The organism is Halorubrum ezzemoulense (genome assembly GCF_004126515.1).
In the GTDB taxonomy this organism is placed as follows: domain Archaea; phylum Halobacteriota; class Halobacteria; order Halobacteriales; family Haloferacaceae; genus Halorubrum; species Halorubrum ezzemoulense.
Genome location: NZ_CP034940.1, coordinates 2470427 through 2493753, shown reverse-complemented (window position 1 = coordinate 2493753; position 23327 = coordinate 2470427). Strand labels below are relative to the sequence as shown.

The 23327-nt window shown below is 72.6% G+C and carries 24 protein-coding genes; 19 read left to right on the top strand and 5 right to left on the bottom strand.

The window, feature by feature from the left end:
- Window positions 1-38 precede the first annotated feature (38 nt).
- From cheB to EO776_RS12575, 9 genes are all read left to right on the top strand, one after another.
- Window positions 39-1133 (top strand): chemotaxis-specific protein-glutamate methyltransferase CheB, encoded by a 1095-nt coding sequence (cheB, locus tag EO776_RS12615; protein WP_176450746.1) that lies wholly within the window; start codon window positions 39-41, stop codon window positions 1131-1133.
- Entirely contained in the window at window positions 1133-3466 is a 2334-nt protein-coding gene (locus EO776_RS12610; RefSeq protein WP_129452433.1) for a chemotaxis protein CheA, read from the top strand. Before cheB ends, EO776_RS12610 begins: the two co-directional genes overlap by 1 nt.
- On the top strand, window positions 3463-4281 hold the full coding sequence (locus tag EO776_RS12605) for a CheR family methyltransferase (protein ID WP_049930399.1): 819 nt from the start codon (window positions 3463-3465) through the stop codon (window positions 4279-4281). The genes EO776_RS12610 and EO776_RS12605 overlap by 4 nt, the downstream gene beginning before the upstream one ends.
- Window positions 4281-5495, top strand: coding sequence for a HEAT repeat domain-containing protein (locus EO776_RS12600; protein WP_094521066.1), 1215 nt, complete (start codon window positions 4281-4283; stop codon window positions 5493-5495). Before EO776_RS12605 ends, EO776_RS12600 begins: the two co-directional genes overlap by 1 nt.
- Window positions 5496-6368 (top strand): CheF family chemotaxis protein, encoded by an 873-nt coding sequence (locus tag EO776_RS12595; RefSeq protein ID WP_049930402.1) that lies wholly within the window; start codon window positions 5496-5498, stop codon window positions 6366-6368.
- A 78-nt stretch (window positions 6369-6446) separates the two neighbouring features.
- The gene (locus EO776_RS12590) at window positions 6447-7160 is read left to right on the top strand and encodes an HAD family hydrolase (RefSeq protein WP_094521065.1); all 714 of its coding nucleotides are present in this window, start codon (window positions 6447-6449) and stop codon (window positions 7158-7160) included.
- The gene (locus EO776_RS12585) at window positions 7157-7849 is read left to right on the top strand and encodes a class II aldolase/adducin family protein (RefSeq protein WP_094521064.1); all 693 of its coding nucleotides are present in this window, start codon (window positions 7157-7159) and stop codon (window positions 7847-7849) included. Before EO776_RS12590 ends, EO776_RS12585 begins: the two co-directional genes overlap by 4 nt.
- Before the next feature lie 59 nt (window positions 7850-7908).
- Window positions 7909-8880 (top strand): ribose 1,5-bisphosphate isomerase, encoded by a 972-nt coding sequence (locus EO776_RS12580; protein WP_086215819.1) that lies wholly within the window; start codon window positions 7909-7911, stop codon window positions 8878-8880.
- Complete coding sequence (locus EO776_RS12575) at window positions 8877-10133, top strand: carbohydrate kinase family protein (RefSeq protein WP_094521063.1); 1257 nt, start codon at window positions 8877-8879, stop codon at window positions 10131-10133. The genes EO776_RS12580 and EO776_RS12575 overlap by 4 nt, the downstream gene beginning before the upstream one ends.
- A 30-nt stretch (window positions 10134-10163) precedes the next feature.
- Here EO776_RS12575 and EO776_RS12570 read toward each other — a convergent pair whose 3' ends face one another.
- Window positions 10164-11351, bottom strand: a complete 1188-nt coding sequence (locus tag EO776_RS12570) for a hypothetical protein (protein WP_094521062.1) — start codon at window positions 11349-11351, stop codon at window positions 10164-10166.
- A gap of 107 nt (window positions 11352-11458) precedes the next feature.
- Window positions 11459-12580 carry an asparaginase gene (locus EO776_RS12565; RefSeq protein ID WP_094521061.1) on the bottom strand — a complete coding sequence of 374 codons (1122 nt, stop codon included), beginning with the start codon at window positions 12578-12580 and terminating at the stop codon, window positions 11459-11461.
- Window positions 12581-12885: 305 nt separating this feature from the next.
- On the opposite strand from EO776_RS12565, the gene EO776_RS12560 reads away from it, so the two are divergent.
- From EO776_RS12560 to EO776_RS12550, 3 genes are all read left to right on the top strand, one after another.
- Complete coding sequence (locus tag EO776_RS12560; RefSeq protein ID WP_049930415.1) at window positions 12886-13107, top strand: hypothetical protein; 222 nt, start codon at window positions 12886-12888, stop codon at window positions 13105-13107.
- Window positions 13108-13296: 189 nt separating this feature from the next.
- Window positions 13297-14955 (top strand): DUF255 domain-containing protein, encoded by a 1659-nt coding sequence (locus tag EO776_RS12555; protein WP_094583348.1) that lies wholly within the window; start codon window positions 13297-13299, stop codon window positions 14953-14955.
- A gap of 122 nt (window positions 14956-15077) precedes the next feature.
- Complete coding sequence (locus EO776_RS12550) at window positions 15078-15884, top strand: TrmB family transcriptional regulator (RefSeq protein ID WP_049930418.1); 807 nt, start codon at window positions 15078-15080, stop codon at window positions 15882-15884.
- Between the two features lie 40 nt (window positions 15885-15924).
- On the opposite strand, the gene mptA is transcribed toward EO776_RS12550, so the two are convergent.
- Window positions 15925-16851, bottom strand: a complete 927-nt coding sequence (gene mptA / locus EO776_RS12545) for a GTP cyclohydrolase MptA (RefSeq protein WP_049930419.1) — start codon at window positions 16849-16851, stop codon at window positions 15925-15927.
- Window positions 16852-17046: 195 nt separating this feature from the next.
- On the opposite strand from mptA, the gene EO776_RS12540 reads away from it, so the two are divergent.
- The 3 genes from EO776_RS12540 (at window position 17047) to EO776_RS12530 (ending at window position 18206) form a co-directional block, all read left to right on the top strand.
- A complete protein-coding gene (locus EO776_RS12540) occupies window positions 17047-17340 on the top strand; it encodes a 50S ribosomal protein L21e (protein WP_049930420.1) in 294 nt (97 codons plus the stop codon).
- Between the two features lies 1 nt (window position 17341).
- Window positions 17342-17698 (top strand): RNA polymerase Rpb4 family protein, encoded by a 357-nt coding sequence (locus tag EO776_RS12535; protein WP_049930421.1) that lies wholly within the window; start codon window positions 17342-17344, stop codon window positions 17696-17698.
- A 73-nt stretch (window positions 17699-17771) separates the two neighbouring features.
- Complete coding sequence (locus EO776_RS12530; RefSeq protein WP_049930422.1) at window positions 17772-18206, top strand: universal stress protein; 435 nt, start codon at window positions 17772-17774, stop codon at window positions 18204-18206.
- Window positions 18207-18249: 43 nt separating this feature from the next.
- On the opposite strand, the gene EO776_RS12525 is transcribed toward EO776_RS12530, so the two are convergent.
- Entirely contained in the window at window positions 18250-18990 is a 741-nt protein-coding gene (locus EO776_RS12525; RefSeq protein ID WP_049930684.1) for a class I SAM-dependent methyltransferase, read from the bottom strand.
- Window positions 18948-19751, bottom strand: coding sequence for a hypothetical protein (locus tag EO776_RS12520; protein ID WP_094521016.1), 804 nt, complete (start codon window positions 19749-19751; stop codon window positions 18948-18950). The genes EO776_RS12525 and EO776_RS12520 overlap by 43 nt, the downstream gene beginning before the upstream one ends.
- Before the next feature lie 102 nt (window positions 19752-19853).
- Between EO776_RS12520 and EO776_RS12515 the strand changes: the two genes are divergently transcribed.
- From EO776_RS12515 to EO776_RS12500, 4 genes are all read left to right on the top strand, one after another.
- On the top strand, window positions 19854-20504 hold the full coding sequence (locus EO776_RS12515; RefSeq protein ID WP_086215641.1) for a DUF655 domain-containing protein: 651 nt from the start codon (window positions 19854-19856) through the stop codon (window positions 20502-20504).
- Between the two features lie 115 nt (window positions 20505-20619).
- A complete protein-coding gene (locus EO776_RS12510) occupies window positions 20620-21519 on the top strand; it encodes a 16S ribosomal RNA methyltransferase A (RefSeq protein WP_086220330.1) in 900 nt (299 codons plus the stop codon).
- A gap of 1 nt (window position 21520) precedes the next feature.
- Window positions 21521-22717 (top strand): mechanosensitive ion channel family protein, encoded by a 1197-nt coding sequence (locus EO776_RS12505; RefSeq protein WP_049930427.1) that lies wholly within the window; start codon window positions 21521-21523, stop codon window positions 22715-22717.
- Window positions 22714-23307 carry a HemK2/MTQ2 family protein methyltransferase gene (locus EO776_RS12500; protein WP_049930429.1) on the top strand — a complete coding sequence of 198 codons (594 nt, stop codon included), beginning with the start codon at window positions 22714-22716 and terminating at the stop codon, window positions 23305-23307. Before EO776_RS12505 ends, EO776_RS12500 begins: the two co-directional genes overlap by 4 nt.
- Window positions 23308-23327 lie beyond the last annotated feature (20 nt).

Sequence of the window (23327 nt, the reverse complement as noted above, 5' to 3'; positions counted from 1 at the left end):
TCCGTGGATTTATGCTGATTCTGGGCGCGCTGTGGAGTATGAGCAGGACGACGGATCGGCGCGGCGGTCGGGACGGGTCGCCGCGGGTGGTGGTCGTTGACGATTCTCCGTTCATGCGGGGATTGATAAGCGACCTCTTGAGCGACGCCGGGGTCGCGGTCGTCGGCGAGGCGGGGGACGGAGAGGAGGCGCTCTCGGTGGTGGCCGAGACGCGCCCCGACGTCGTGACGATGGACGTCGAGATGCCCGGAATGGGCGGGCTCGAAGCCGTCGAGCGCCTGATGGAGGAGACGCCGACGCCGGTGTTGATGCTGTCCGCGCACACGGACGAGGGGGCAGAAGTCACCTTCGAGGCGCTCGACCGGGGCGCGGTCGACTTCTTCGCGAAGCCGGGCGGCGAGGTGTCCACCGGCGTCTCGCGGGAGTCGGACCGGCTCGTCGAGGCGGTGCGCTCGGTTGCGGACGCCGACCTCGACGCCGCGACCCGCGAGCGTGACGATCCAAGCGCCGCGGCGTCGCGCTCGCCGGGCGCCGCGTCGGAGGCGGACGCCGCGGACGTCGACGGCCCGCTGACGGTCGTGATCGCGGCCTCGACCGGCGGCCCGAACGCGGTCGAGCGCGTGCTGTCGGCGCTGCCGATGGCGGACTGCCGCGTGGTGATCGTCCAGCACATGCCCGAGGCGTTCACCTCGCGGTTCGCGAACCGGCTCGACGAGGCCTCAGCGTACGACGTGCGGGAGGCGAGCGACGGCGCCCGGATCGGCGCCGGCGAGGCGCTCGTCGCCCGCGGCGGAAGCCACACACGCATCGACAGCTACCGGTCGGGGCGGCTCCGGGTGAAGCTCGACGAAGACGACGACTCCCACACTGTCACCCCCGCGGCGGACGTGACGATGCGCTCCGCGGCCGAGGTGATCGACGACCCGCTCGTCGGCGTCGTGCTGACCGGCATGGGCTCGGACGCGGCCGAGGGGATCCGCGCGATGGCCGACGCCGGGGCGTACACGCTAGCGCAGAGCGAGGACACCTGCGTCATCTACGGCATGCCGAAGCGCGCCGTCGAGACGGGCGGCGTCGACGCGGTGTGCGACCTCGACGACGTCGCCGGCGCGATAGTGGGGGGTGAGGCCTGATGGACTCCCACCGCGCGGCGTTCGTCGCCGAGGCCGAAGACGGGATCACCGACCTCAACAACGCCCTGCTCGCGCTCGAAGCGGACCCCGAGGACGCCGAGGCGATGGACGACGTGTTCCGCGTCGCTCACACCCTGAAGGGCAACGCCGCGGCGATGGGGTACGAGGGCGTCTCCGACTTCGGGCACGCCCTCGAAGACCTGCTCGACGCGGTCCGACAGGGCGAGCGCGAGGTGACGCCCGAGCTGATGGATCTCCTCTTCGAGGGGGTCGACACCGTCGAGGCGATGGTCGACGAGATCGCCGACACCGGCGAGGTGTCGACGGACCCCTCCGACCTCGAATCGCGCCTGCGCGAGATGGAGGAGCACGGCACCGTCGGCGGGAGCGACGCCGGCGGAGACGGCGATTCGGCCGGCGGCGCCGGCGATGCCGCGGCCGACGAAGGCGACGCCGGCGGTGACGATGATGGCGGAACCGAAGCCGACGCGGACGGGGAGGCCCCCGACATCTCGGTGCCGGAGCCGCCGGCGGCCGCGGACGACCTCCCGGACCCGGTCGCGTACGCGGACGTGACGATCGGCGAGGCCCAGATGCCGGGCGTCGACGCGGCGCTCGTCCTCCAAGCCCTCGACGAGCAGTTCGACGGGCACGCCACCGACCCCGCGCCCGAGGCGCTGGAGGACGGCGAGTACGACGAGGGGTTCGACGCCTTCGTCGGCGGCGCCGACCCCGAGGTCGTCGCCGAGGGGCTCCGGGCGCTCACGCAGGTCGAGGCGGTGACGGCGGCCGCAGTCGGCGGCGGCGACGCCGCCGAGGTCCAATCGAGCGACCCGGACGCCGAATCGGCGGCCCCCGAGCAGTCCGCCGCCGAGTCGGGCGACGCCGGGCCCGAACCCGCCGACCCCGGCGACGCTGACTCGGGCGAGATCGACGCCGAAGGCGCGGCGGAGCCGGCCGCGGCCGATGCGGACGACGAGCCCGACCAGTCCGACGACGACGGCGAAGCCGAGCCGTCCGCTGACGACTCCAGTTCGCCGTCGGACGACTCCGGGTCCGCCGGCGGGACCGACTCCAAGTCCGGCGACGAGATCAAGTCGATCCGCGTCGATGTCGATCAGGTCGACGAGCTGTACGGGCTCGTCGAGCAGCTGGTGACGAGCCGGATCAAGCTCCGCCGCGAGATCGAGGGGACGGACGCGGAGTCAGACGCCTTAGACGAGCTCGACAAGCTCGCCTCCAGCCTCCAAGACACGGCGATGGACATGCGGCTCATCCCGTTCTCGCAGGTGTCCGACTCGTTCCCGCGGCTCGTCCGCGACATCTCGCGGGACCTCGACAAGCGGATCGACTTCGAGATCGAGGGCGACGATGTCGAGCTGGACCGCACGATCCTCACGGAGATGCGCGACCCGCTCGTCCACGTCCTGCGGAACGCGGTCGACCACGGGATCGAGTCGCCCGAGGAGCGCGAAGCGGCCGGGAAGGACCCGACCGGCCACGTGTCGCTCACGGCGGAGCGCGAGCGCGACCACGTGATCATCGAGGTGTCGGACGACGGCGGCGGGCTTGACCCCGACCAGCTCCGCGAGAAGGCGGTCGACGAGGACGTCAAGAGCCGCGAGGTGGTCGAGGCGATGGAGGACGACGAGGTGTACGACCTCGTCTTCCACCCCGGCTTCTCGACCGCGGAGGAGGTCACCGACGTCTCCGGCCGCGGGGTCGGGATGGACGTGGTCCGGACGACCGCGCGCGACCTCGACGGCTCCGTCTCGATCGAGAGCGAGCCCGGCGAGGGGAGCACGGTCCGGTTCCGGCTCCCGGTCACCGTCGCCATCGTGAAGGTGATGTTCGTCGACGTGGGCGGCACGGAGTACGGCATCCCGATCAAGTCGATCGCGGAGGTCGCCCGCGCCGACGACGTCGAGGAGGTCCACGGCGACGAGGTCGTCAGACACGAGGACGACCTCTACCCTGTCGTCCGGCTGAACGAACGTCTCGGCGAGATCGATCCGACCGCGGCGGAACGGCCGACCGAGACGCCAGCCGCCGACGGCGGCGTCGCGGCCGACGAGCCGGGAGACGACGGGTTCGTCCCGGCCGACCCCGCGGCGCCCGACGGGTCCGGCGAGGGCCCGAGCGACGACGGCATGCTCGTCCGGATCCGCGAGGAGACGCGCAAGGTCGCGCTCCACTGCGACGCGGTGCTAGACCAGGAGGAAGTGGTCGTCAAACCCCTCGACGGCCCGCTCTCGGGGACGCCGGGCCTCAGCGGCACGGCCGTCCTCGGGGACGGGGACGTCGTGGCCGTCCTCGACGTGGTGAGCCTATGAGCGGGTCGGCGGACGACGGCGAGACGGCGTTCGAAGGCGTCCTCCGGCAGATCGACGACACGGTGCCGTTCGAGCCGGGGTACTACAACGAGTCGTACCTCGACCGCCGGATCACGGCGCGGATGCGGCGGCGCGACACGGAGTCGCACGCCGAGTACGAGCGGATCCTCCGCGAGGACGCCGACGAGCGGCAGGCGCTGATGGACGCGCTCACGATCAACGTGACGGAGTTCTTCCGAAACCCGGAGATGTGGGACGTGCTCCGGGACGTGCTCCGCGAGCGGACCGCAGACCAGCGGCGCGTCCGCGTCTGGTCCGCGCCCTCGGCGGACGGCCGGGAGCCGTACTCCGTCGCGATGCTGGCCCGGGACGACCCGGAGATAGACGAGTCGCGGATCGAGGTGCTCGGCTCCGACATCAGCGAGGAAGCCCTCGAAAACGCCCGCGAGGGCGTCTACCACACGACGCGCACAACGGACATCGCCGAGGAGCTGGAGCCGCTCTCCGACCCCGACAAGTACGTCGAGCGCGACGAGGACACGTTTCAGGTGCGCCCGGCGGTCAAGCGCCTCGTCGACTTCGAGACGCACGACCTGATCCGCGACGGCGCCCGCGACCCGTTCGACGTGGTGCTGTGCCGGAACCTGCTGATCTACATCGACGTGGACCACAAGGCCGCCCTGTTCGACACGCTGGAGGCGTCGCTGGCGGACGACGGCGTCTTAGTGTTGGGGATGACGGAGAGCGTCCCCCCGGACCGCACCGACCGCTACGAACCGATCGACAAGCGACGACGGGTGTTCGGGAGGCGCTGATGTCGCTGTACCAGCACGTCCGGGACGGGAACGCGGAGCGCCTCCGGGACGCGCTCGGCAGCGACAGCGCGGCCGTCAGGCGGCGGGCGGCGGAGTTCCTCGGCGAAGTCGGCGAGGAGAGCGATCAGGCGACGGTCGACGGGCTGCTCCGCGCGGCGACGACGGACGACGACCCAGAGGTCCGCGGGTCGGCGGTCGACGCGCTCGACGCGATCGGCGAGGAAGCGCTCCAACAGCTCCTTGAGGAGCTCACGGGCGGCGGCGGCGACGCCGAGGCCGAGTGGGTCACCGCGCGGAAGTTCGCCCGCGCGCTGAAGGCTGACCGCCCGGAGCTCCGGATGGCGGCAGCGAACGCGCTCGGGCGGCTCGACGACGCGAGCGGGGTCCAGCCGCTCGTCGGCGCGCTCGACGACGAGGACGCCCGCGTCCGGCTCCGCGCGGCGCAGGCCTGCGGGACCTTCGCGGACGCCCGAGCGGTCCCCGGCCTCCGCGAGCGGCTGGACGACGACGACCCGCGCGTGCGCCGCGCCGCGGCCAACGCGCTGGGGACGATCGGCACCGACGAGGCGCTGTCGCCGCTGTTGGACCTGCTCGACGACGGCGACGAGTCGATCCGCCGGATCGCGGCCGGGGCCCTCGGGAAGGCGAGCACGCCCGAACCGGTCGAGCCGCTCGCGCGGGCGCTCGGCGACGAGAGCGCGGTCGTGCGCAACGCGGCGGTGTACTCGGTGATCGAGCTGCTCTCGAACGTGCCCACCCAACAGAGCCACGCGGTCCGCGACCAGGTGGTCTCGGAGCTGAAGGCGGCCGACGACGCGACCGTCGTCGAGCCGCTCGTCGAGATCCTCACCGACGGCCAGCAGAGCCGCCAGCGGCGGAACGCGGCGTGGATCCTCGGCCGGGTGGCGGACCCGGACGCGTCGACGGCGGTGGAGGCGCTCGCCGACGCGCTCGCGGACGACGACCCGCAGACCGCGCAGTTCGCGGCCACGAGCCTCAAGAGCCTCGGCGGGCCGGTCGTCGAGGACCGTCTGCTCGACAAGCTGAGCCCCGAACACCCGGAGGACGCCCGCGCGAAGGCGGTGTTCGTCCTCGGACAGATCGGCGGACAGGAGACGCTCAACCGCTTGGAAGAGTACGCGGACGACGACAGTCAGGCCGTCAGGAAGCGCGTGTTCTCGGCCGTCTCGAAGCTCCGCGCGGGGGGTCCGTAAATGGCGCAGGACCAGGGCGAGTACAAGATCACCGACACGCAGGCGAAGTTCGCGGTCGCGGTCCGCGAGGGGCGGAAGGTGAGCGACGTCTCGTGGACGCCCGGGCGCGTCCTGCTCTCGAACCGGCGGCTAATCCTGGCCGGCAACGACGGGAAGCGGACGATTCCGCTGTCGAAGCTGGAGCGGCTCGGCGGCCGCCACGACGCGAACCAGTCCGTCGCGCGCGTCTCCAACTACGTGAGCTTCGACTTAGGCGATCAGGTCATGCTCGTCGCCGCCTCCGACCACGAGTCGTTCGAGCGCGACGTCTACCGCGCCCTGCTCGACCAGAAGACCGTGATGGCGAAACACCCCGCGATCGAGGGGGGCGTCGTCCAGGACACCGAGTGGGAGCAGGCCCGCGTGAAGATCGACGAGAACGGGCTCAACGCCGCCTTGGAGCGCGGCGCGTTCGTGAAGTTCGACCTCGACGACATCAGCGGGCTCGACGCCGCGAAGCGCACGGTGAACGGCGAGAAAAAGCCCGTCATCGAGGTGTCGCACACGGACGACGAGGGGACGAGCATCGAGACGCACGTCGCTGGCGACCCGAGCCGGATGCGGTTCGTCGAGTCGTGGCTCCGGAAGGGCGAGGAGCGGTCGTCGACGAACGTCGACCTCTCTAGCCGCGACCGCGAGGTGCTGATGGCGCTGTACTCCGGCGTCTCGCCGTTCGAGATCCCCTCGTTCCTCGGGATGGACGTCGACGACGTCGAGGAGACGTTTGAGCGGCTGGTCGAGCTCGAAGTGGTCGAGGAGGTCCGGATCCGCCGCGAGGTGGCGCTCAACTCCCGCGGCCGCAACATCGCCAGCGAGGCGATGAACGAGCAGTGAGGCGCGGTCTCCCCTTCTCGACCGCGCGGTGTCGCCGCGTCGAATCACAGTTAAGTCGGTGCCGCGTCGAGTCCGCCCATGAGCTACGAGGCGGTCCTCTTCGACCTCGACAACACGCTGTACCCGTACGCCCCCTGTAACGAGGCGGGCAAGCGGGCCGCGCTCGACGCCCTCCGCGAGCGCGGGTACGAGCTCGACCGCGCGGCGTTTGACGACCTCTACGCGACCGGTCGACGGGAGGCGAAACGCGAGACGCGAACCACCGCCGCCTGCCACGACCGGCACGTCTACTTCAAGCGCGGGCTGTACCGTCGCTCCGGCGAGCCGGACGTCGCGGCCGCGCTGGCGGCCGGCGACGCCTACTGGGACGGATTCCTCGCGGAGATGTCGCCCTGCGACGGCGTCGAACCGGCCTTCGACGCGCTCGACGCGGCCGGGATCGACGTCGCGGTCGTGACCAACCTCACGACGCGGATCCAGCTGCGCAAGCTCACGGCGCTCGGGGTCGACGACCGGATCGACTTGCTCGTCACCTCCGAGGAGGTCGGCCGCGAGAAGCCGAGCGCGCTCCCGTTCACGACCGCGCTCGCCGAGCTAGACCGCCGGCCGAGCGAGGCGCTGGCGGTCGGCGACAACCCCGAGACGGACGTCGCCGGCGCGAACGCGGTCGGTCTCGACACCGCCCTCTTCGTCGCCGACGGCGACGCGCCCGCCGAGGCGGACCTCTCGGCGCGGCAGCGCCCCGACCGTCGGCTCGACGCGCTCACCGACTTGACGGAGGTGGCGGCGTGACCCGCGATGACGCCGGGGGAGACCCCGAGCCGGGAGCGAACCCCGACCTCCTGCGCGAGGCGCGTGACGCGGTCGTCGAGTACGCGCCGGTGCTCGCCGATCTGACGCCCGGCCGGACCGGGAACCTGAGCGTCCGCGACGGCGACGCGGTGGCGGTCACGCCCACCGGCGTCCCCTACGACTCCTTCGACGCGGGGGACGTGCCCGTGGTGTCGCTGGACGGTGAGCGGCTCGCCGGGCGCATGGCGCCGTCGAGCGAAGTGCCGATGCACACGGGCATCTACGGGCACGACCGGCCGGGCGCGATCGTCCACACCCACTCGCCGTGGGCGACGACGATGGCGACGCTCGGCCGGAAGCTCCCGCCGGTCCACTACATGATCGCCGCGGTCGGCCGTGAGGTGCCGCTGGCCGACTACGCGCCGTACGGGACCGAGGAGCTGGCCGCGAACGTCGTCGCCGCGATGGCCGAGGCGGACTCCGACGCCGCAATCTTAGCGAACCACGGGCTCGTCGTCACCGGCCCGGACGTGGAGACGGCGGTCGAGAACACCCGCCACGTCGAGGACATCTGCCGGCTCTACCTGCGCGCGTCCGCGGTCGGCGAGCCGCACGTCCTCACCGACGAGCAGATGGCGACCGTCGAGGAGCGGTTCGAGAGCTACGGCCAGCAGCCGGACGCGGAGTAGGGGCGGCGGCGCCGGCAGTCGGCCGGTTTTATAAATACACGGGCGGCTACCGGATCGGTATGACAGACACGGAGCCGGCGCCGGCGGTCCGTGAGACCGCCGAGTCGATCGCGACGATGGAGATCCGCGGCGCGGCGACCATCGCCTCCGCGGCCGCCGAGGCCCTCGCCGAGCAGGCGGAGGCGGCGGCCGCGGCGGACGCGACCGCGAGCGACCCCGCGGCGTTCCGCGCGTCGATGCGCGCCGCGGCCCGCACGCTCCGCGAGACGCGCCCGACCGCGGTGTCGCTGCCCAACGCGCTCCGATACGTCCTCCAGCGGATGGAGGGCGACTCGGTCGACCGACTCCGCCTGAGCGTCGCCGACGCGAGCGAGGCGTTCGTCCGCCAGCTCGACCGCGCGCAGGAGGACCTCGGGCGGGTCGGCGCGAACCGCCTCGCCGACGGCGACACGGTGATGACCCACTGCCACTCCACCGACGCGCTCGCGTGCATCGAGGCGGCCGTCGAGCAGGGGAAGTCGATCTCGGCGGTCGTCAAGGAGACGCGCCCGCGCCAGCAGGGCCACATCACCGCCGAACAGCTCCGCGACGCGGGCGTCCCCGTCACGCTCATCGTCGACTCCGCGGCGCGGCGGTACCTCGACGAGGTCGACCACGTCGTCGTCGGCGCGGACTCGATCGCCGCCGACGGCGGCGTCATCAACAAGATCGGCACCTCGGGGCTCGCGGTCAACGCCCGCGAGCGCGGCGTCCCGATCATGACCGCGGCACAGACGATCAAGCTCCACCCGGAGACGCTGACGGGCCACACCGTCGAGATCGAGATGCGGGACGAGAGCGAGGTCATCGACGCCGAGACCCGCGGGGAGATCGGTGAGATCGCGGTCGAGAACCCAGCGTTCGACGTGACGCCGCCGCGGTACATGGACGCGATCGTCACCGAGCAGGGGCAGTTCCCGCCCGAGAGCATCGTGACGCTGATGCGGGAGCTGTTCGGCGAGGGCGCAGCCGAGCCGTGGGCGGAACCATGAGCGGACGCGACGGCGCGGGCGACGACGACATCGTGTCCGAACCTGGCGACGGCGAGGGCGTCGACGACTGGGACGAGACGGTCGCGGCGTGGGGCCGCGAGGTCGACGAGTGGGAGGGCGAAGGTTCCGAGGATCGAGGGGACGGCGACGGCGGCACCGCGACCGACGGGGCAGCTGACGACGGCGCGGGGAACGACGCCGCGGGGAACGAGGCTGCCGACGGCGGTGCGCCCCCCGCCGGCGACGGGGTCGACCCGTCGGTCGACCGCGACCCCGACCTGAACCCCGACGACGCCGACCGCGTCCCGAAGGTCGTCTCGGCGGGCCACATCAACTGGGACGTGACGATCCACGTCGACCGCCTCCCCGAGCCCGACGGCGAGACGCGGATCGACCGGCTCGAACAGTCCGGCGGCGGTAGCGCCGCGAACGTCGCGGTTGGGCTCGTCGACCTCGGCGGCCAGTCGGTCGTCTACGGCAGCGTCGGCGGTGACGAGTCGGGCGCGCTGGCGCTGCGCGAGCTCGCCAGCGCCGGCGTCGATCCCGGTCAGGTACTCGTCGACGCCGCCGAGCCGACCTCGGTGAAGTACGTCATCGTCGACGGCGGTGGCGAGCTGCTCATGCTCGCGAACGACGGCGCGAACGAGTCGTTCTCCGCGGCCGGGCTCGACCGCGACACGCTCGCAGCCGCCGACCACCTCCACCTCACCGGCCAGCAGCCCGAGACCGCCGCGGCGCTCGCGACCGCGGCCGCCGAGGCGGGTGCGACCCGGAGCTTCGACCCCGGGCGCCGCGTCGCGGACCGGGAGTTCGACGCCGCGCTCCACGCGAGCGACGTGCTCTTCGTGAACGACCGGGAGGCCGACGCGCTCGCGGCGGCCACGGACGTCGATCCGTGGGAGCCGGAGGACCGCGTCGTCGCGATCAAGCTCGGCGACGAAGGCGCGACGGTGCGGACGCCGCACGGCAGCGTCTCGCACCCCGGGTTCGACGTCGACCCGGTCGACACGACCGGCGCCGGCGACGCCTTCGCGGCCGGGTTCCTCGCGGCCGCGCTGCGCGAGCCGGAGATCACCGGCGACGGGTTCTCGCACGACCCGCGCGACTACCAGGTCCCGATCCTGGTCGGCAACGCCTGCGGCGCGGTCGCCACCGAGTCGGTGACCGCGCGCACGGACCTCTCGTGGGACCGCGTGCGGGACCGGATGGGCGAGTCGCCCGAGACTGACCTCCTCATCGAGGTCCGCGGCTGAGACGCCGCGGTTTGACGCCGGGCCGCCGCGTCAGTCCTCGTAGTCGAACGCGACGGCGAGGTCGTCGGCGCCGAAGAAGACGAACCGATAGCGGCCGGGAACGAGGTCCGGACAGACCCGGAACGCGTCCGCCTGCGGCCCGTCCCCGACGAGCCCGGACTCGCTCATCTCGAACTCCCACGTCAGCGTCCCCCCGGGCGGGACGCCGATCGCCACGTCGTCGTAGCCGACGGCGGGGTCGCCCTCCGTCGCGCGGAGCTCGGTCCAGCCCGCCTCGGTCAGGATCTCCAGGTTGTACTGCCCGCGACTACCGACGTACGCCGTGCGACCGGAGACGTTCGTCAGTTCGATCCGGAACGCAGTCCCGCGGCCGATCGCGAGCGGATCGGACCCGGGGGCGTCGTCGCCGGGGATCACAACGCGGAGCGCGAGCGGGCCGTCGCCGCCGGCGCCGGTGCCGACCCCGCCCGCGCCGCCCCAGTTGACGCCGCCCTCGTAGAGCTGTGGGTGACGCTCGGCCCCCTCGGCGTCGCAGTCGAACAAGGCGGGGACGTTCGACGGCCCGTGGTCGGGTCGGATCTCCCCGGCGAGCCCCTCCGGGTCGCGGATTCCGTCGGCGTCGCGCACCGTCCCGGTCTCGCCCCAGCCGTCGGTGACCGAGAGCCGCGCCGCCCGGGGGAGGGGATCGCTCGTGACCCGGAGCAGCGCGGCCGAGTAGGTGATCGCCTCGCCGCAGGTGACATCGTCGCCCCCCGGCCCCTGAACCGTCGCGTTCGCGACGAGGGTCCCGTCCTCGACCGCGACCCCGCCGAACGCGATCTCGTCGTGACAGGTGTCCGGCCCGACGGACTCGACGTAGCAGAGCCTCGACGCCGCGAAGTCGGTCTCCTCGACGAACGCGCGGACCCGTTCGGGCGCGTCGTCGAACAGCCCCGCGCCCTCGCCGTGCTCCTCGGTGATCAGCGCGCAGAACCCGCGTCGCTCGTTCCGGTTCCACGCCGGCCCGGAGAGGGCCGCGCCGACCTGCTGAACCGCCGTCGTCACCCCGTCGCCGCCGCCCCCGCCGTCGCTCGCGTTACCGTCGCCGTCGCGTCCGTCGCCGCCGTCCGTTCCGTTTCCGCCCGGGATCGGGTCGCCCGCCTCGGTACACCCCGCGAGCGCGGCGGCGCCTCCGACGGCGACGCCGTGGAGGGCCGCTCGCCGCGTGAGACCAGTCATACCTCGCGGTACGCTGTCGATACGTAAGTCCCTCCTGTAGACGCAAACGCGCGTCTAACCAACCGGTCCGCGGCCGGTCCGGGAGCGCGGGACGCGTTCCGGCCGGCCTACGCCGGCGGTGCGAACAGCGCCTCGACCCCCTCGGCGTCGAGGTCGGCGGCGAGGCCGAGCGCGAGCGCGACGCGCGCCTTCGGGGCCGGGAGGTCGCCGGCGAACGTGACGCCGTGGTCGGCGAGCGTGACGGCGCCGCCGGCGGTCCCGTACACCGGCTCCGTCGGCCCGGCGGGCGGGCGCCCGGCCACGACGACCGGCACGGACTCGACCGCTTCGCCGATCGCCTCTCCGAGCGCCCCGGTGACGTTCCCGAGACCGGTCCCCTCGACGACGATCCCGCCGACCCCCGCGTCGAGCGCGTGTTCGAGCGCGCCCGCACCGACGCCGGTGCCCGAGTGGATCACCGGGACCTCAGGCACGCCCTCAGCACCCTCGACGGCGTCTGCGAGGGGATCGACCGAGACGCCGCGCTCGGGGGTGCGGACGACGCGCGAGGCGGCGCGGGTGAACGTCGCGACCGGACCCGCGCCCGGCGAAGTCATCGTCGACAGCGCGTTGCTGTGGCCCTTCACGACGTCGCGGGCGGCGTGGAGCTCGTCGTCGAACGCGACGTGGACGCCGCGCGAGAACCGGCTGTCCGCGGCCGCCCGAACCGCGAGCGCGAGGTTCGCCGGTACGTCGCTGGAGGGCTCGTCGAGCCGCCGCTGCGCGCCGGTGACGACGACCGGCGCGTCGAGGTCCGTGAGGAGGTCCAGCGCGAACGCGGTGTCCGCCAGGGTGTCCGTCCCGTGGGTGACGACGACGCCGTCGGCAGCCTCGTCCGCGCTCACGCCCGTCCGGTCCGGGCCTTCGCCCACCGCCTCGCGCGCCGCCGCCGCGGTCGCGAGCACGTCGCGCCACCGGACGTCGAACCCCGGCCGCGAGCAGACCTCTCTGGCCGTCACCCGCGCGTGGTCGCTCACGGCCGGCACCGCCGCCACGAGGTCGTCGCCGGTCTTCTCCGGCGCCGCACCGTCCTCGCCCGGTTCCGAGGCGATAGTGCCGCCGCAGGCCACCACCGCCACGCCCGGGCGACCGCCGTCGGTTCGCGCCGCGGGTCGCTCTCGGTCGCTTCCGGTGCCGCCGCGCCGGCCGTTCGAGTCGCCGCGCCGGTCGCGGTGATCGGTCTCGGTCATACCGGTCCTCGCTCCCCGACGGACAAAGCGATTGGTACCGCGGCAGGCGCTCGGCTCGGCGCGCGCCGGACCGCGACCGGGGTCGACTACCGGCGGCTCGCGGCGGTCGGACTGCTCCGCGGGCCCAGACGCTCCGAAACCCTCGGTTCGGCACAGATCTCGAAACAAAGGATTAGCGGAGCCGATAAACAGTTAAAATATCTCTGAGCGGGTTTTAAAACGTCCAAACCGACCGAGAAACGTGGTGAAATTCGTCGAACCCTCGTCGGGCTATATGTGGTCCCCCTTCCTACGGAGAGGTGTCCATGTCAACCCCCGCTCCCACGCAGATCGCCTCCGGCGAACGGCTCGCCGGGCTGATGACCGGCACCGTGAAAGCCGCCGCCTTCTGGGCGGCCATCGCCATCCCGGCCGCGTACCCCGCCCTCCTGTACGCGGGCCTCGACGGCGGCACCGGGCAGCTGTTCGTCGCCCTGCTGTTCGCGAACGCCCTCGCGCTCGCGCTCGGTCACGACCACAAGCGCTGAGACCGCCGCCGCCGACTCGACCGCTCGCCGACCGCCGAGGCGTCGCGTGGACACCGACGCTGCGCCCTCCCGCCCTCCTCCGGGCCGTTCTCATATCTCCGGGCCCTCCTCCCGGCCGCCCCCGCGCGCTTTCAGGCCGCGCCGTTCCGCTCTCGAAGCGCTTACCCCCGTCCCGGGCCGACTGCGGGTATGAGCGACGAGACCCGCGTCGAGTGGCGCGACTGGGGCCCCGAGGCGTTCGCCGAGGCCGACGAGCGCGACCGCCCGGTGCTGCTCTCGCTGTCGGCCACCTGGTGCGAGGGCTGTCACGAGATGGACGCGATCACCTACGCGGAGCCGCGGATCGCTGCCAACGTCAACGAGGGGTTCGTCCCCCTCCGCGTCGACGTCGACCGCCACCCGCGGGTGCGCGAGCGCTACAACATGGGCGGGTTCCCGACGACCGCCTTCCTCACGCCCGAGGGGAGACTGCTGACCGGCGCGGGCTACCTCGACGTCGACGGGATGCGGCAGGTCCTCGAATCGGTCCGACAGATGTGGACCGACAAGGGCCGCGACGCGGGGCGCGTCCCCCGGGCGCTCGACGCCGACCTGCCGCCCCGCGGCGACGTGACCGACGGGATAGAGAGCCACCTCGCCGGGCAGCTAGAGGCGAAGTACGACGCCGAGAACGCCGGCTGGGGGACAGACGCGAAGTTCCCGCTCCCGCGGACCGTCGAGTTCGCGCTGAAGCGGGACCGGAACCGCGCGCTCCGGACGCTCGACGCGGTCCGCGACCACCTCACCGACGACGTCGACGGCGGATTCTTCCGCTACGCGGGGACGTCCGACTGGGGGGACGTCGCCTACGAGAAGCCGCTCGACACAAACGCCGCCGTGACCCGCGCGTTCGCGAACGCCTTCCTCTACACCGGCGACGAGGCGTACCTCGACCCAGCGCTCGACGCCGTGGACTTCCTCACCGACGACCTCTGGACCGGCTACGGCGTCGGCGGCAGCCTCGGTCCCGGGCTCGGCCGCGCCTACTACGCCGCCCCCGCCGAGGACCGCGCGGACCTCGACGACCCCCGCCGCGACCTGACCGTGTTCGCCGGCGGCAACGCGCTCGCCGCGGACGCGCTGTTCGCGGTGGCCGCCTACACCGACGACGAGGGGGCCCGCGAGTACGCTGACCGGATCCTCGACGGCCTCGAACGCGACCTGATCGACGCCGACAGCGGCGCGGTCACCCACTACCGCGGCAGCGACGAGGCCGGCGAGTCCGACCTGTTGGAGGACGCCGCCCGCGTGGTCGGGGCGTACGTCCGCGCTGCCGGCGTCCGCGGCGAGGGGGCCGACGTGGCCTGCGCGGTCGCGGACCGAGCGATCGACCGGCTCCACGTCGAGGGGTCGTTCGTCGACGGGCCGCGCTCGGGGGCGGGACTGCTCGACCGGTCGTTCCGCCCGCTCGACGCCAACGTCGAGATGGCGACGGCGCTCCTCGACCTCGCGGCGCTCACCGGCGAGGACCGCTACCGCGAGGTCGCCCGCGAGACGGCCGAGGCGTTCGCCGGCGCGACCGAGCGCCTGAGCGTTCAGGTCGCCGCGTACGGGAGCCTCGCCGCCCGGCTCCGGCGCGGCACGACCGTCATCGCGGTCGGGACCGAACCCGGGAGCGACCTCCACCGCGCCGCGTGGCGGGTCGCCGACCACGAGAAGGTGATCGCACCGAACGCACACGAGGCCGACGCGCCCGCGCCGCGGACGGTGCCAGAAGGGACCGCGGTCGTCCTCGCGGGCGACGAGACCTCCGAGCCGGCGGAAACGCCCGACGAGTTGATGCGTCGCGTCGGCGACGCCCTAGCGTAAGCCGCGCCGATACGCCGGGCAAAAATCGCCGCGTCGCGCCGGTGGCGGCGAGGACGCCCGATCGGTCGGTCCGGATCGTAAACGGGCGACGCGTTTATACGGGTGCCGCGGCATCCCCGGGTATGGCATCTCTCCGCGACCTGGGGCTCTCAGAGTACGAGGCCCGGGCGTACCGCGCGCTCCTCCGGACCGGTCCGACGACGGCGAAGGACCTCTCTCGGGCCAGCGAGGTCCCGATGGGGCGGATATACGACGTGCTCAACAGCTTAGAGCAGCACAGCCTCGTCCGCAGTCAGGCCGCCAGCCGACCGAAGAAGTACGTCGCGGTCGAGCCCGACGCCGCGCTGGACCGCCTGCTCGACGAGAAGAAACAGGAGCTGCGGACGCAGGCCGAGCAGTACGAGTCGGTGGTCGACGACCTCTCCGCCGAGCTCGACGCCGGCGAGCCGGTCGACGGCCAGTTCTGGACCGCGGCGGTCGGCGCCGAGGAGGCGACGGACCTCCTCTTGGAGCGGATCGCCGCCGCGGAGCGCAGGGTGGTCGTGGTCGCGGGCGCGCCGGCGACTGGCTTCGACCTCGGCACGATCGGTGAGCGCGTCACCGCCGAGCTGGAGTCCGCGCTCGAACGCGGTGTGGAGATCCGGGTGCTGCTGTCGCCGGCGACGGTCGACGAGCTCCCGCGGAGCGTTGGCAGCCGGTACACCTCCGAACTCGCCGACATGGACGGGTTCGAGGTCCGGACGTCGCCGAACGTGGACGGGACGTTCAACGTGTTCGACGAGATCGAGGTGTGCATCGAGGTGCCACACCCCCTGTCGGCGGACGAGCCGTTCGCGATGATCGACGTCAAGGACATCGACTTCGCGACGAGCGTGAAAGAGCAGTTCGAGCCGCGGTGGGCGGAGGCGGAGCCGCTGACGTTCGGGTGAGCTGACACCGAGACGGGACGCGGCGCGCGGTGCGAGACGCTTACCGGCCGAGTTCGCCGCGCAGGTCGCCTAGTCTGACCTCGCGTTCGGCGTGGGCGTTGTGCTGGTGGATCGACTCGTCGTTCGACTGTTTCATGCGGATCACGGCGTCGTCCGAGAGGTGCGGGAACTCCTCGACGGTGCCCTCGGCGAGCGCGCGGACGCAGTCCTCGACGAACTTCGCGTCGGCGTGGGCCTCGTAGGTCATGTGGTCCTCGTCGGGCCGCTTCGCCATGTTGTAGATGCGCGCGCTCATCGAGTCCCGGGCGACGTCGATCACGTCGCGGAGGTCGACGTCGGGGTGGCCGTCGGTCGTGATCGTCAGGGTCGCGTGGCCGCGCTGGGAGTGGCCCGGTTGCGGGACGGCGTCCAAGAACTCCTCGGTCGTCTCCTCGTCGATGCCGAGTTCGGCGAGCTTGTCGCGGGCCCGCGACTCGCTCATCCCCTGCGAGCAGGGGCAGACGGTCATCCCCGTCACTTCGGCGCCGATCTCCTCGCGCGTGCCGTCCTCGGTCGCCTCGGCGCTGGCGACGATCGTCGCCGTACTCTGCGTCTCGATGTCGGAGGCGGGCGTGTTCTCGCGGGTGACGAGCTCCGCCGTCATCGACACCTCGGCGGTGGTGGTGTAGTCGTGTTTCTCGAGGAGTCGCTCGGCGGCGTCGCCGCAGACGTCCTCGACGCGGTACGCCTCCTCGCGGGTGATGTCTTCGAGGATCTCGTCGACCGTCGCGAGGTTCCGCGACATGTCGATCCCCTTGCGACCGCTCGGGAGGTCGACGAACACCTCGAACTCCGCCATGAGGACGATGGGCCGTTTGTCGCCGCGCGCCAGCTTCACGAGCTTCTCCACGCCGGTGACCCCGACCTGCGACAGCCCGACGGTGACGTCGGGGGCCGAGGCCTGTACGTCCGGCAGCTGATGACTCATTACGAACATGATAGTGACTCTCGGGATTAGCCCTTTCGGAAGGGGGAGGTACGTCGGGTAGTCGCGCGCGTGCGTCCCGGCCGCGCACGACGCGAAACGTGAGGGGCACCGCCGATCCGCGCGTGTGAGACCTCCACGCCCCGCGGGCCGTAACGCACGATTTATAACGGCGGCAGCGGAAGGTGTTCCAAGACCATGCCGAGTTCCAATGGGCCGCAGAAGGCGACTCGCGACAAGCTCTCGAACAAGCCCCGCAACCGCGGCACCTCCCCGCCGCAGCGAGCGATCCAGGAGTTCGAGGAGGGGTCGCAGGTCCACCTCAAGATCGACCCGAGCGTCCCCAAGGGGCGCTTCCACCCGCGCTTCGACGGCCGGACGGGCACCGTCATCGGCAAGCAGGGGTCGGCGTTCAAAGTCGAGATTCCGGACGGCGGCAAGACGAAGACGCTCATCGTCACCGCCGCTCACATGCGGGCGCAGCAGAACTGAGATGACGATCTTCAAAGAGAAGCTCGACGAGGAGTACGTCACCACCTCCGAGGCGAAGGAGATCCTCGTGGAGATCGAAGACGAGCGCGCGGCCGACGAGGACCGCGATCTCCGCTACGAGCTTGCCCGCGCGATCGAACACGTCAACCGCTTCGCGGACCTCGACGCCGACGAGTCCCGCGAGCTCGTCGAGGAGCTGACCGACCTCGACCAGGTCGACGTGCCGACCGCCGTGAAAATCACCGACCTACTCCCGGAGGACCGCACGGAGCTCCGCTCGGTGTTCGCCCAAGAGCGCTACTCGCTCGACGGCGAGGAGCTCGACGAGATCCTCGACGTCGTCGCGAAGTACGCCTGACCGCGAGATTCTTCCGGCCCGGTGGGGGTCCGTCGCCACGTTTTTTCAGATTTCCGCCCGTATGTCGGGCCGCATGTACCAGACCACCCTCGTTCCGACCGGCGAGGGCGTCGCCGCCCTCGACGCGGTCGACGACGCGATCGACGTCACGGCGGCCGACGGGACGGTACACGTCCTCGGCGTCGTCGAGGAGATCCCGATGTACGACCGGTCCGGCAAGCCGGAGAAGTTCGACGACGACGACCCCGAGCGCCGCGACGAGCTGGAAGCGGCGGTCGACCGGGTCGCGACGGCCGTCGCGGACGCCGGCATCGACAGCGAGACCGCGGTCGAGTCCGGCGTCCCGGCCCACGAGATCGCGGCGTACGCCGACGCCGTCGACGCGGACGCCGTCGTGATGGGCAAACGCGGCCTCGACGCGGCGGCCGGCGACCTGCTCGGGAGCACGACCGAGCGCGTCATCCGGAACGCCGACGCGACGGTCGTCTCCGTCCCGGTCTCCGAGTGAGCACGCGCGGCCGCCCCCGCCCCGCGTCGTCGGCCCCCGTGCGTCACCGGTTCCGGCCGGTCTCAACGGCGATCGTCCCGAAGAGCCGCTGATCGCGCTCCCGGACCGCGGCGCCGTCGTCGAGCGCGCGACGCGCGGCGGCGGTGCGCTCCGCGAGCCTGCCGAGCGGGTCGTCGCCCCGCGCGTCGAAGAGGCGACCGTTCACCGCCACGAACGCCCGGAGCGCGGCGTTCGCCGCTCCGTTCCCCTCCGGGACAAACGCCGCGACGACGACGGCGTCCGCGAGGTCGCACCAGCGGCTCACGACCCGGTACGGGTCGGCGAACAGCGACGTGACGAACGTCGCGAGGACGCCGTCGGCGGCCGCGACGGGCGGGCGCTCGGCGTCGCCCTCGACGAGCGAGACGTTCCCCCAGTCGTGCCGCTCGACGAGCCCGGCCGCGCGGTCGAGCATCCGCGGCGAGACGTCGACGCCGACGACGCGCCCGCTCGGCCCCACCGCGTCGCGGAGCGCGGGGAGGTTCACTCCCGGCCCGCAGCCGAACTCGACGACCGTGTCGCCGGGGGCGAGGTCGAGCGCGCGGACGCAGGCGGCCCGGACGCCGCCGACGGACGCCGTAGCTCGCGCGAACCAGTCGTAGACCCGCGCCCACGCGTCGTAGCCGCGGCGGATCCGACGCAGTCGACGCGGATCCGTTTCCGGATCGCCGGCCACCACGGAGTCGCCGTCACGGTCCCGGGTCACGAGTCGACGCCGACGGCCGCCGGCGGGGTCTTCGGCCACCACCGCGCCGGCCCGTCGCGCGCGACCGTCGAGCGACACCGCTCCGAGTCCGTACAGCCCCGCGGCCGCTGGTAGGCGATCCCCCGCTCGGCCAGGTACGACACGTACCCGTCGTCGACGCGGTCCAGCTTCTCGTGACAGACCCACCGGTCGCCGCACGTCCCGGCGGCGACGCTCCGGTACGGGCAGGTGAACGTCGTCTCCTCGATGCCCGCCTCGGACGCGGTCTCGTCGACCCGCACGCCGACGGAGCGGTACGCCAGCCGGAGTCGCCGGACGACCGCGCTCGGCGACGACGCGCCGAGGAACAGGACGTGCGCGAGCGCGTATCCGAAGTCGTGGAGCAGCCGCTCGCCGCGCGTCAGCGACGCTCGGTCCCCTTCCAGCCGCGTCCGGAGCGTGCCGTACCACTCCGCTATCTCGCGGACCTCGTCGCGCAGCGCCGCCGCCTCCGCGAGCGCCTCTCGCCGCTCCGTCAGGGGCGTCGGCCCGTCGGAGAGACGGAACGACGGCACCGCCTCGACGTGTTCGAGCACGCGCTCGCGGAGGCAGTCGCCGTCCGCGTGCGCCGCGGCTCGGCGGCGGAGCTCGGGGTACCAGTCCCGCGTCAGCGCGCCGTACGCGCCGTCGAGGAGCTCGTCGACCCGTGCCGCGTCCTCCGCTCCGCTCGCTCCGCCGCGATCCGTTCCGCCCGCCCCGGCGGTCGCCCCCGGGAACGCCTCGACGAGTCGCATCACCGCCGCCGGCTCCGGTTCTGCCATGGTATCACGTGTCACTCGACGCTATTGAATCCGCCCGGCGGCGGCCGCCGTCGCCGCGGCCCCGGCAGCGGTTTTTTCACCGCTCGGAGCGTTAAACGATACATGGACAACGCCGACGGCGACGGGACGCCGGAGGACGACCGAACGGGCGGCGACGCCGCCGCGGACGCCGGGGAGACGCCGGACGAAGACGCCGCCGGCGACGGCGGGGACGGACCGACCGCCGTCCTCCTCGACGTGCTGCCGAACGGGCGTCCCGACGACGACCGCCCGCAGTCCCGCAAGTCGCCGGTGGCGTACGGGCTCGGCGACGACTCGTTCGCGCTGTACGAGCTGATGCTCGCCGCCGACGCGGACGTCTCCGTCGGCGACCGGCTCGGGCTGGACGGGCCCAACGTCGGCCGCTACCGAGAGGTCTCCTTCGACGGCCTCACCCGGAACGCGGCCGCGGAGATCGAGTACGCGGCCGAGGCGATCGTCGAGGCCGACGAGGAGCGGTTCGTCGACTTCTACAACGAGGCGGGCCCGATCACCCTCCGGCTCCACCAGCTGAATCTGCTGCCGGGGATCGGCAAGAAGCTGCGGAACGACCTGCTCGACGAGCGGAAGCGCGGGCCGTTCGAGAGCTTCGCCGACGTCGAGGAGCGCATCTCCGGGCTCCACCGTCCCCGAGAGGTGATCCTCGAACGGATCGTCGAGGAGATCCGCGAGGACGACCTGAAGTACCGGACGTTCGTCGGCCGCGAGGAGTGAGCGACGGGCGGCCCGTGCCCCCCGCGACCGTGGGCACGACCGGGAGTCGCCGCGATCCGCCGCCGCGACGCCCCCGGAACGAGACTTTTACCCGAACACCGCGTGTATCCCGGCCATGACCGATTCACCGACGGGTGAAGCCGCCGGCTACGGGAGCCGCGATCCCGACGCGCTCGCGCGGCGGGCCGGCGCGCGGGCGGACCCCGACCGCGACCAGCACTTCCTCGTCGACGACCGGGTCCTCGACCGGATCCCCGGCTACCTCCCGGCCGACGCCGACGGGAGTCACCTCCTCGAGATCGGCGGCGGCGCGGGCGCGCTCACGGACCGCCTGCTGGCGGCGGCGACGGCCGACGGGACCGCGGACTCCGGCCGCGTCACCGTGATCGAGCGCGACGGGGCGTTCGCCGACTTCCTCCGCGAGGAGTTCGCCGCCGCCGTCGCCGACGGCCTCCTCGACGTGGTCGAGGGCGACGCGCTCGACGTCGACCTCCCGCCGTTCTCGGCCTGCGTCGCCAACCTCCCGTACGGCGTCTCCTCGGAGATCGCCTTCCGCCTGCTCCCCGAGAAGAAGCCGCTCGTGTTGATGTTCCAGGCGGAGTTCGCCGACCGGATGGTGGCGTCGGCGGGCGAGTCCGAGTACGGCCGCCTCTCGGTGTCGGCGCAGCACTACGCCGACGTAGAGATCGTCGAGCGCGTCCCGAAGGAGGCGTTCGACCCGCAGCCGGCCGTCGAGAGCGCCGTCGTGCGCTGTGCGCCGCGGGACCCCGACTACGTCGTCGGCGACGAGGCGTTCTTCCTCCGGTTCGTGAAGGCGCTGTTCACCCAGCGGCGCAAGACGGTGCGGAACGCGGTGCGGAACACGGCGCACATCTCCGGGCTCGACGAGCCGGAGGCCGTCGTCGACGCGGCCGACGAGGAGCTGTTGCGCAGTCGCCCGGGGAAGCTGGACCCGGCGGCGTTCGCCGCGCTGGCGGAGCTGGCCCGCGAGCGCGGCTCGCCCACGGGGGCGTGACATGACCGGGTGGATCGGCCTCGTGGCGGCGGTTCAGCGCGCGCTCACGGGCAACGCGGAGCGGTTCGCCGCCTCCGCGGGTATCGTCGCCGCCGTGCTGATCGTCCGGTACCTCACGCGACGGCTGCGCCACGGCGACCGAGACCTCTCCTCCACCCAGCGGCTCCTGCTGTCGGCGGGGGTCGGCGTCGCCACCGCCGCGGGGGCGATCACGCTGATCGCGGTGTGGGACCGGAGCGGCGCGCTCTTCGAGACGGCGCAGTCGGCGCTCAGCGCCGATCAGGTGTCGAACGTCGTCCTCAGCGTGATCCTCTTGGCTATCGCGTACGCGCTCACCGACTTCCTCGGGGGCGTCATCCGCGAGATCGGTGCGGAGAGCGCGTCGATCTCGCAACACCAGCAGGAGGTGATCCTGCGAATCACGCAGCTGACCGTCTACACGTCGGCGGTCCTCGCGGTGGTGGGGCTGTTCACCGACAACGTCGGCAGCCTCCTCGTCGGCGCGGGGTTCCTCGGCATCGTGGTCGGCATGGCGGCCCGCCAGACGCTCGGGGCGATACTGGCCGGGTTCGTGCTGATGTTCTCCCGGCCGTTCGAGGTCGGCGACTGGGTCGAGATCGGCGACCACGAGGGGACCGTCACCGAGATATCGATCATGAGCACACGGCTCCGGTCGTTCGACGGCGAGGTGATCACGATGCCGAACGACGAGGTCCGGTCGGGGTCGATCGTCGACCGATCGCGGCGGAACCGGCTCCGGGTGGAGGTCGAGGTCGGCGTCGACTACGACACCGACGTCGAGCGCGCGGTCGCGGTCGTCGAGGAGGCGGTCGCGGGCGTCGAGGACGTCGCCGAGATGCCCGAGCCGAACGCCGTGACGAAGCGCTTCGACGACTCCGCGGTCGTCCTCGGCCTGCGCTACTGGATCCGCAACCCGAGCATGCGGAAGCGCTGGCGGACCCGGACCGCCGCGATGAACGCGATGAAGGGCGCGCTCGAGGACGAGGGGATCGTCATCCCGTTCCCGCAGCAGACGCTCTCCGCTCGCGCCGAGGGCGCCTCCGGGCCGCAGTTGGACGCGGCGGTCGAGGGCCGGGCGGCGACGCGGCCCGGCTCCGCCGACCCGAACGGCGCCGATGTCGACGCCGACGACGCCGGCGAAGCGACCGACGGCGACGCCGGGGAGGCCGACCGATGACCGACGACGCGAGCGAGGGCGACCTCGCGGCGCGCCGGGGTCTCGACGACGCCGTCGTCTACCAGCCGGCCGAGGACTCCGGCCTGCTCGCGGAGGCGGCGGTCGCGGAGGCGCGCGGCCGCGTGCTGGAGGTCGGAACGGGGTCGGGCTGGGTCGCCGCGCGGGTGGCGAGCGAGCGCGACCTCGACGTGGTCGGCAGCGACCTCAATCCGCACGCCGCGCGACAGGCGCGCGACCGCGGCGTCGGGGCCGTCGTCGCCGACCTGCTCTCGCCGTTCCGCGCGGACGCGTTCGACACGGTGTGTTTCAACCCGCCGTACCTCCCGACCGACCCCGAAAACGAGTGGAGCGACTGGATGGAACACGCGCTCTCGGGTGGCGAGTCCGGCCGGGAACTCATCGAACCGTTCCTCGCCGACGTGGGGCGCGTCCTCGCGCCGGGCGGGGTCGTCCTCCTGCTCGTCTCCTCGCTCACCGGGTACGAGGAGGTGCTCGCACTCATCGAGGAGGCCGGGTTCGACCACGAGGTCGTCGTCGAGGAGTCGTTCCCCTTCGAGACGCTCACGGTACTGGCGTTGCGTCGGGCGTAGCGGGGTCGCTCGGCAACTGA

Coding starts and splice junctions, on each gene's coding strand:
- cheB (WP_176450746.1), top strand. CDS start 39: ATGAGCAGGACGACGGATCGGCGCGGCGGTCGGGACGGGTCGCCGCGG.
- EO776_RS12610 (WP_129452433.1), top strand. CDS start 1,133: ATGGACTCCCACCGCGCGGCGTTCGTCGCCGAGGCCGAAGACGGGATC.
- EO776_RS12605 (WP_049930399.1), top strand. CDS start 3,463: ATGAGCGGGTCGGCGGACGACGGCGAGACGGCGTTCGAAGGCGTCCTC.
- EO776_RS12600 (WP_094521066.1), top strand. CDS start 4,281: ATGTCGCTGTACCAGCACGTCCGGGACGGGAACGCGGAGCGCCTCCGG.
- EO776_RS12595 (WP_049930402.1), top strand. CDS start 5,496: ATGGCGCAGGACCAGGGCGAGTACAAGATCACCGACACGCAGGCGAAG.
- EO776_RS12590 (WP_094521065.1), top strand. CDS start 6,447: ATGAGCTACGAGGCGGTCCTCTTCGACCTCGACAACACGCTGTACCCG.
- EO776_RS12580 (WP_086215819.1), top strand. CDS start 7,909: ATGACAGACACGGAGCCGGCGCCGGCGGTCCGTGAGACCGCCGAGTCG.
- EO776_RS12575 (WP_094521063.1), top strand. CDS start 8,877: ATGAGCGGACGCGACGGCGCGGGCGACGACGACATCGTGTCCGAACCT.
- EO776_RS12570 (WP_094521062.1), bottom strand. CDS start 11,351: ATGACTGGTCTCACGCGGCGAGCGGCCCTCCACGGCGTCGCCGTCGGA.
- EO776_RS12565 (WP_094521061.1), bottom strand. CDS start 12,580: ATGACCGAGACCGATCACCGCGACCGGCGCGGCGACTCGAACGGCCGG.
- EO776_RS12560 (WP_049930415.1), top strand. CDS start 12,886: ATGTCAACCCCCGCTCCCACGCAGATCGCCTCCGGCGAACGGCTCGCC.
- EO776_RS12555 (WP_094583348.1), top strand. CDS start 13,297: ATGAGCGACGAGACCCGCGTCGAGTGGCGCGACTGGGGCCCCGAGGCG.
- EO776_RS12550 (WP_049930418.1), top strand. CDS start 15,078: ATGGCATCTCTCCGCGACCTGGGGCTCTCAGAGTACGAGGCCCGGGCG.
- mptA (WP_049930419.1), bottom strand. CDS start 16,851: ATGAGTCATCAGCTGCCGGACGTACAGGCCTCGGCCCCCGACGTCACC.
- EO776_RS12540 (WP_049930420.1), top strand. CDS start 17,047: ATGCCGAGTTCCAATGGGCCGCAGAAGGCGACTCGCGACAAGCTCTCG.
- EO776_RS12535 (WP_049930421.1), top strand. CDS start 17,342: ATGACGATCTTCAAAGAGAAGCTCGACGAGGAGTACGTCACCACCTCC.
- EO776_RS12530 (WP_049930422.1), top strand. CDS start 17,772: ATGTACCAGACCACCCTCGTTCCGACCGGCGAGGGCGTCGCCGCCCTC.
- EO776_RS12520 (WP_094521016.1), bottom strand. CDS start 19,751: ATGGCAGAACCGGAGCCGGCGGCGGTGATGCGACTCGTCGAGGCGTTC.
- EO776_RS12515 (WP_086215641.1), top strand. CDS start 19,854: ATGGACAACGCCGACGGCGACGGGACGCCGGAGGACGACCGAACGGGC.
- EO776_RS12510 (WP_086220330.1), top strand. CDS start 20,620: ATGACCGATTCACCGACGGGTGAAGCCGCCGGCTACGGGAGCCGCGAT.
- EO776_RS12505 (WP_049930427.1), top strand. CDS start 21,521: ATGACCGGGTGGATCGGCCTCGTGGCGGCGGTTCAGCGCGCGCTCACG.
- EO776_RS12500 (WP_049930429.1), top strand. CDS start 22,714: ATGACCGACGACGCGAGCGAGGGCGACCTCGCGGCGCGCCGGGGTCTC.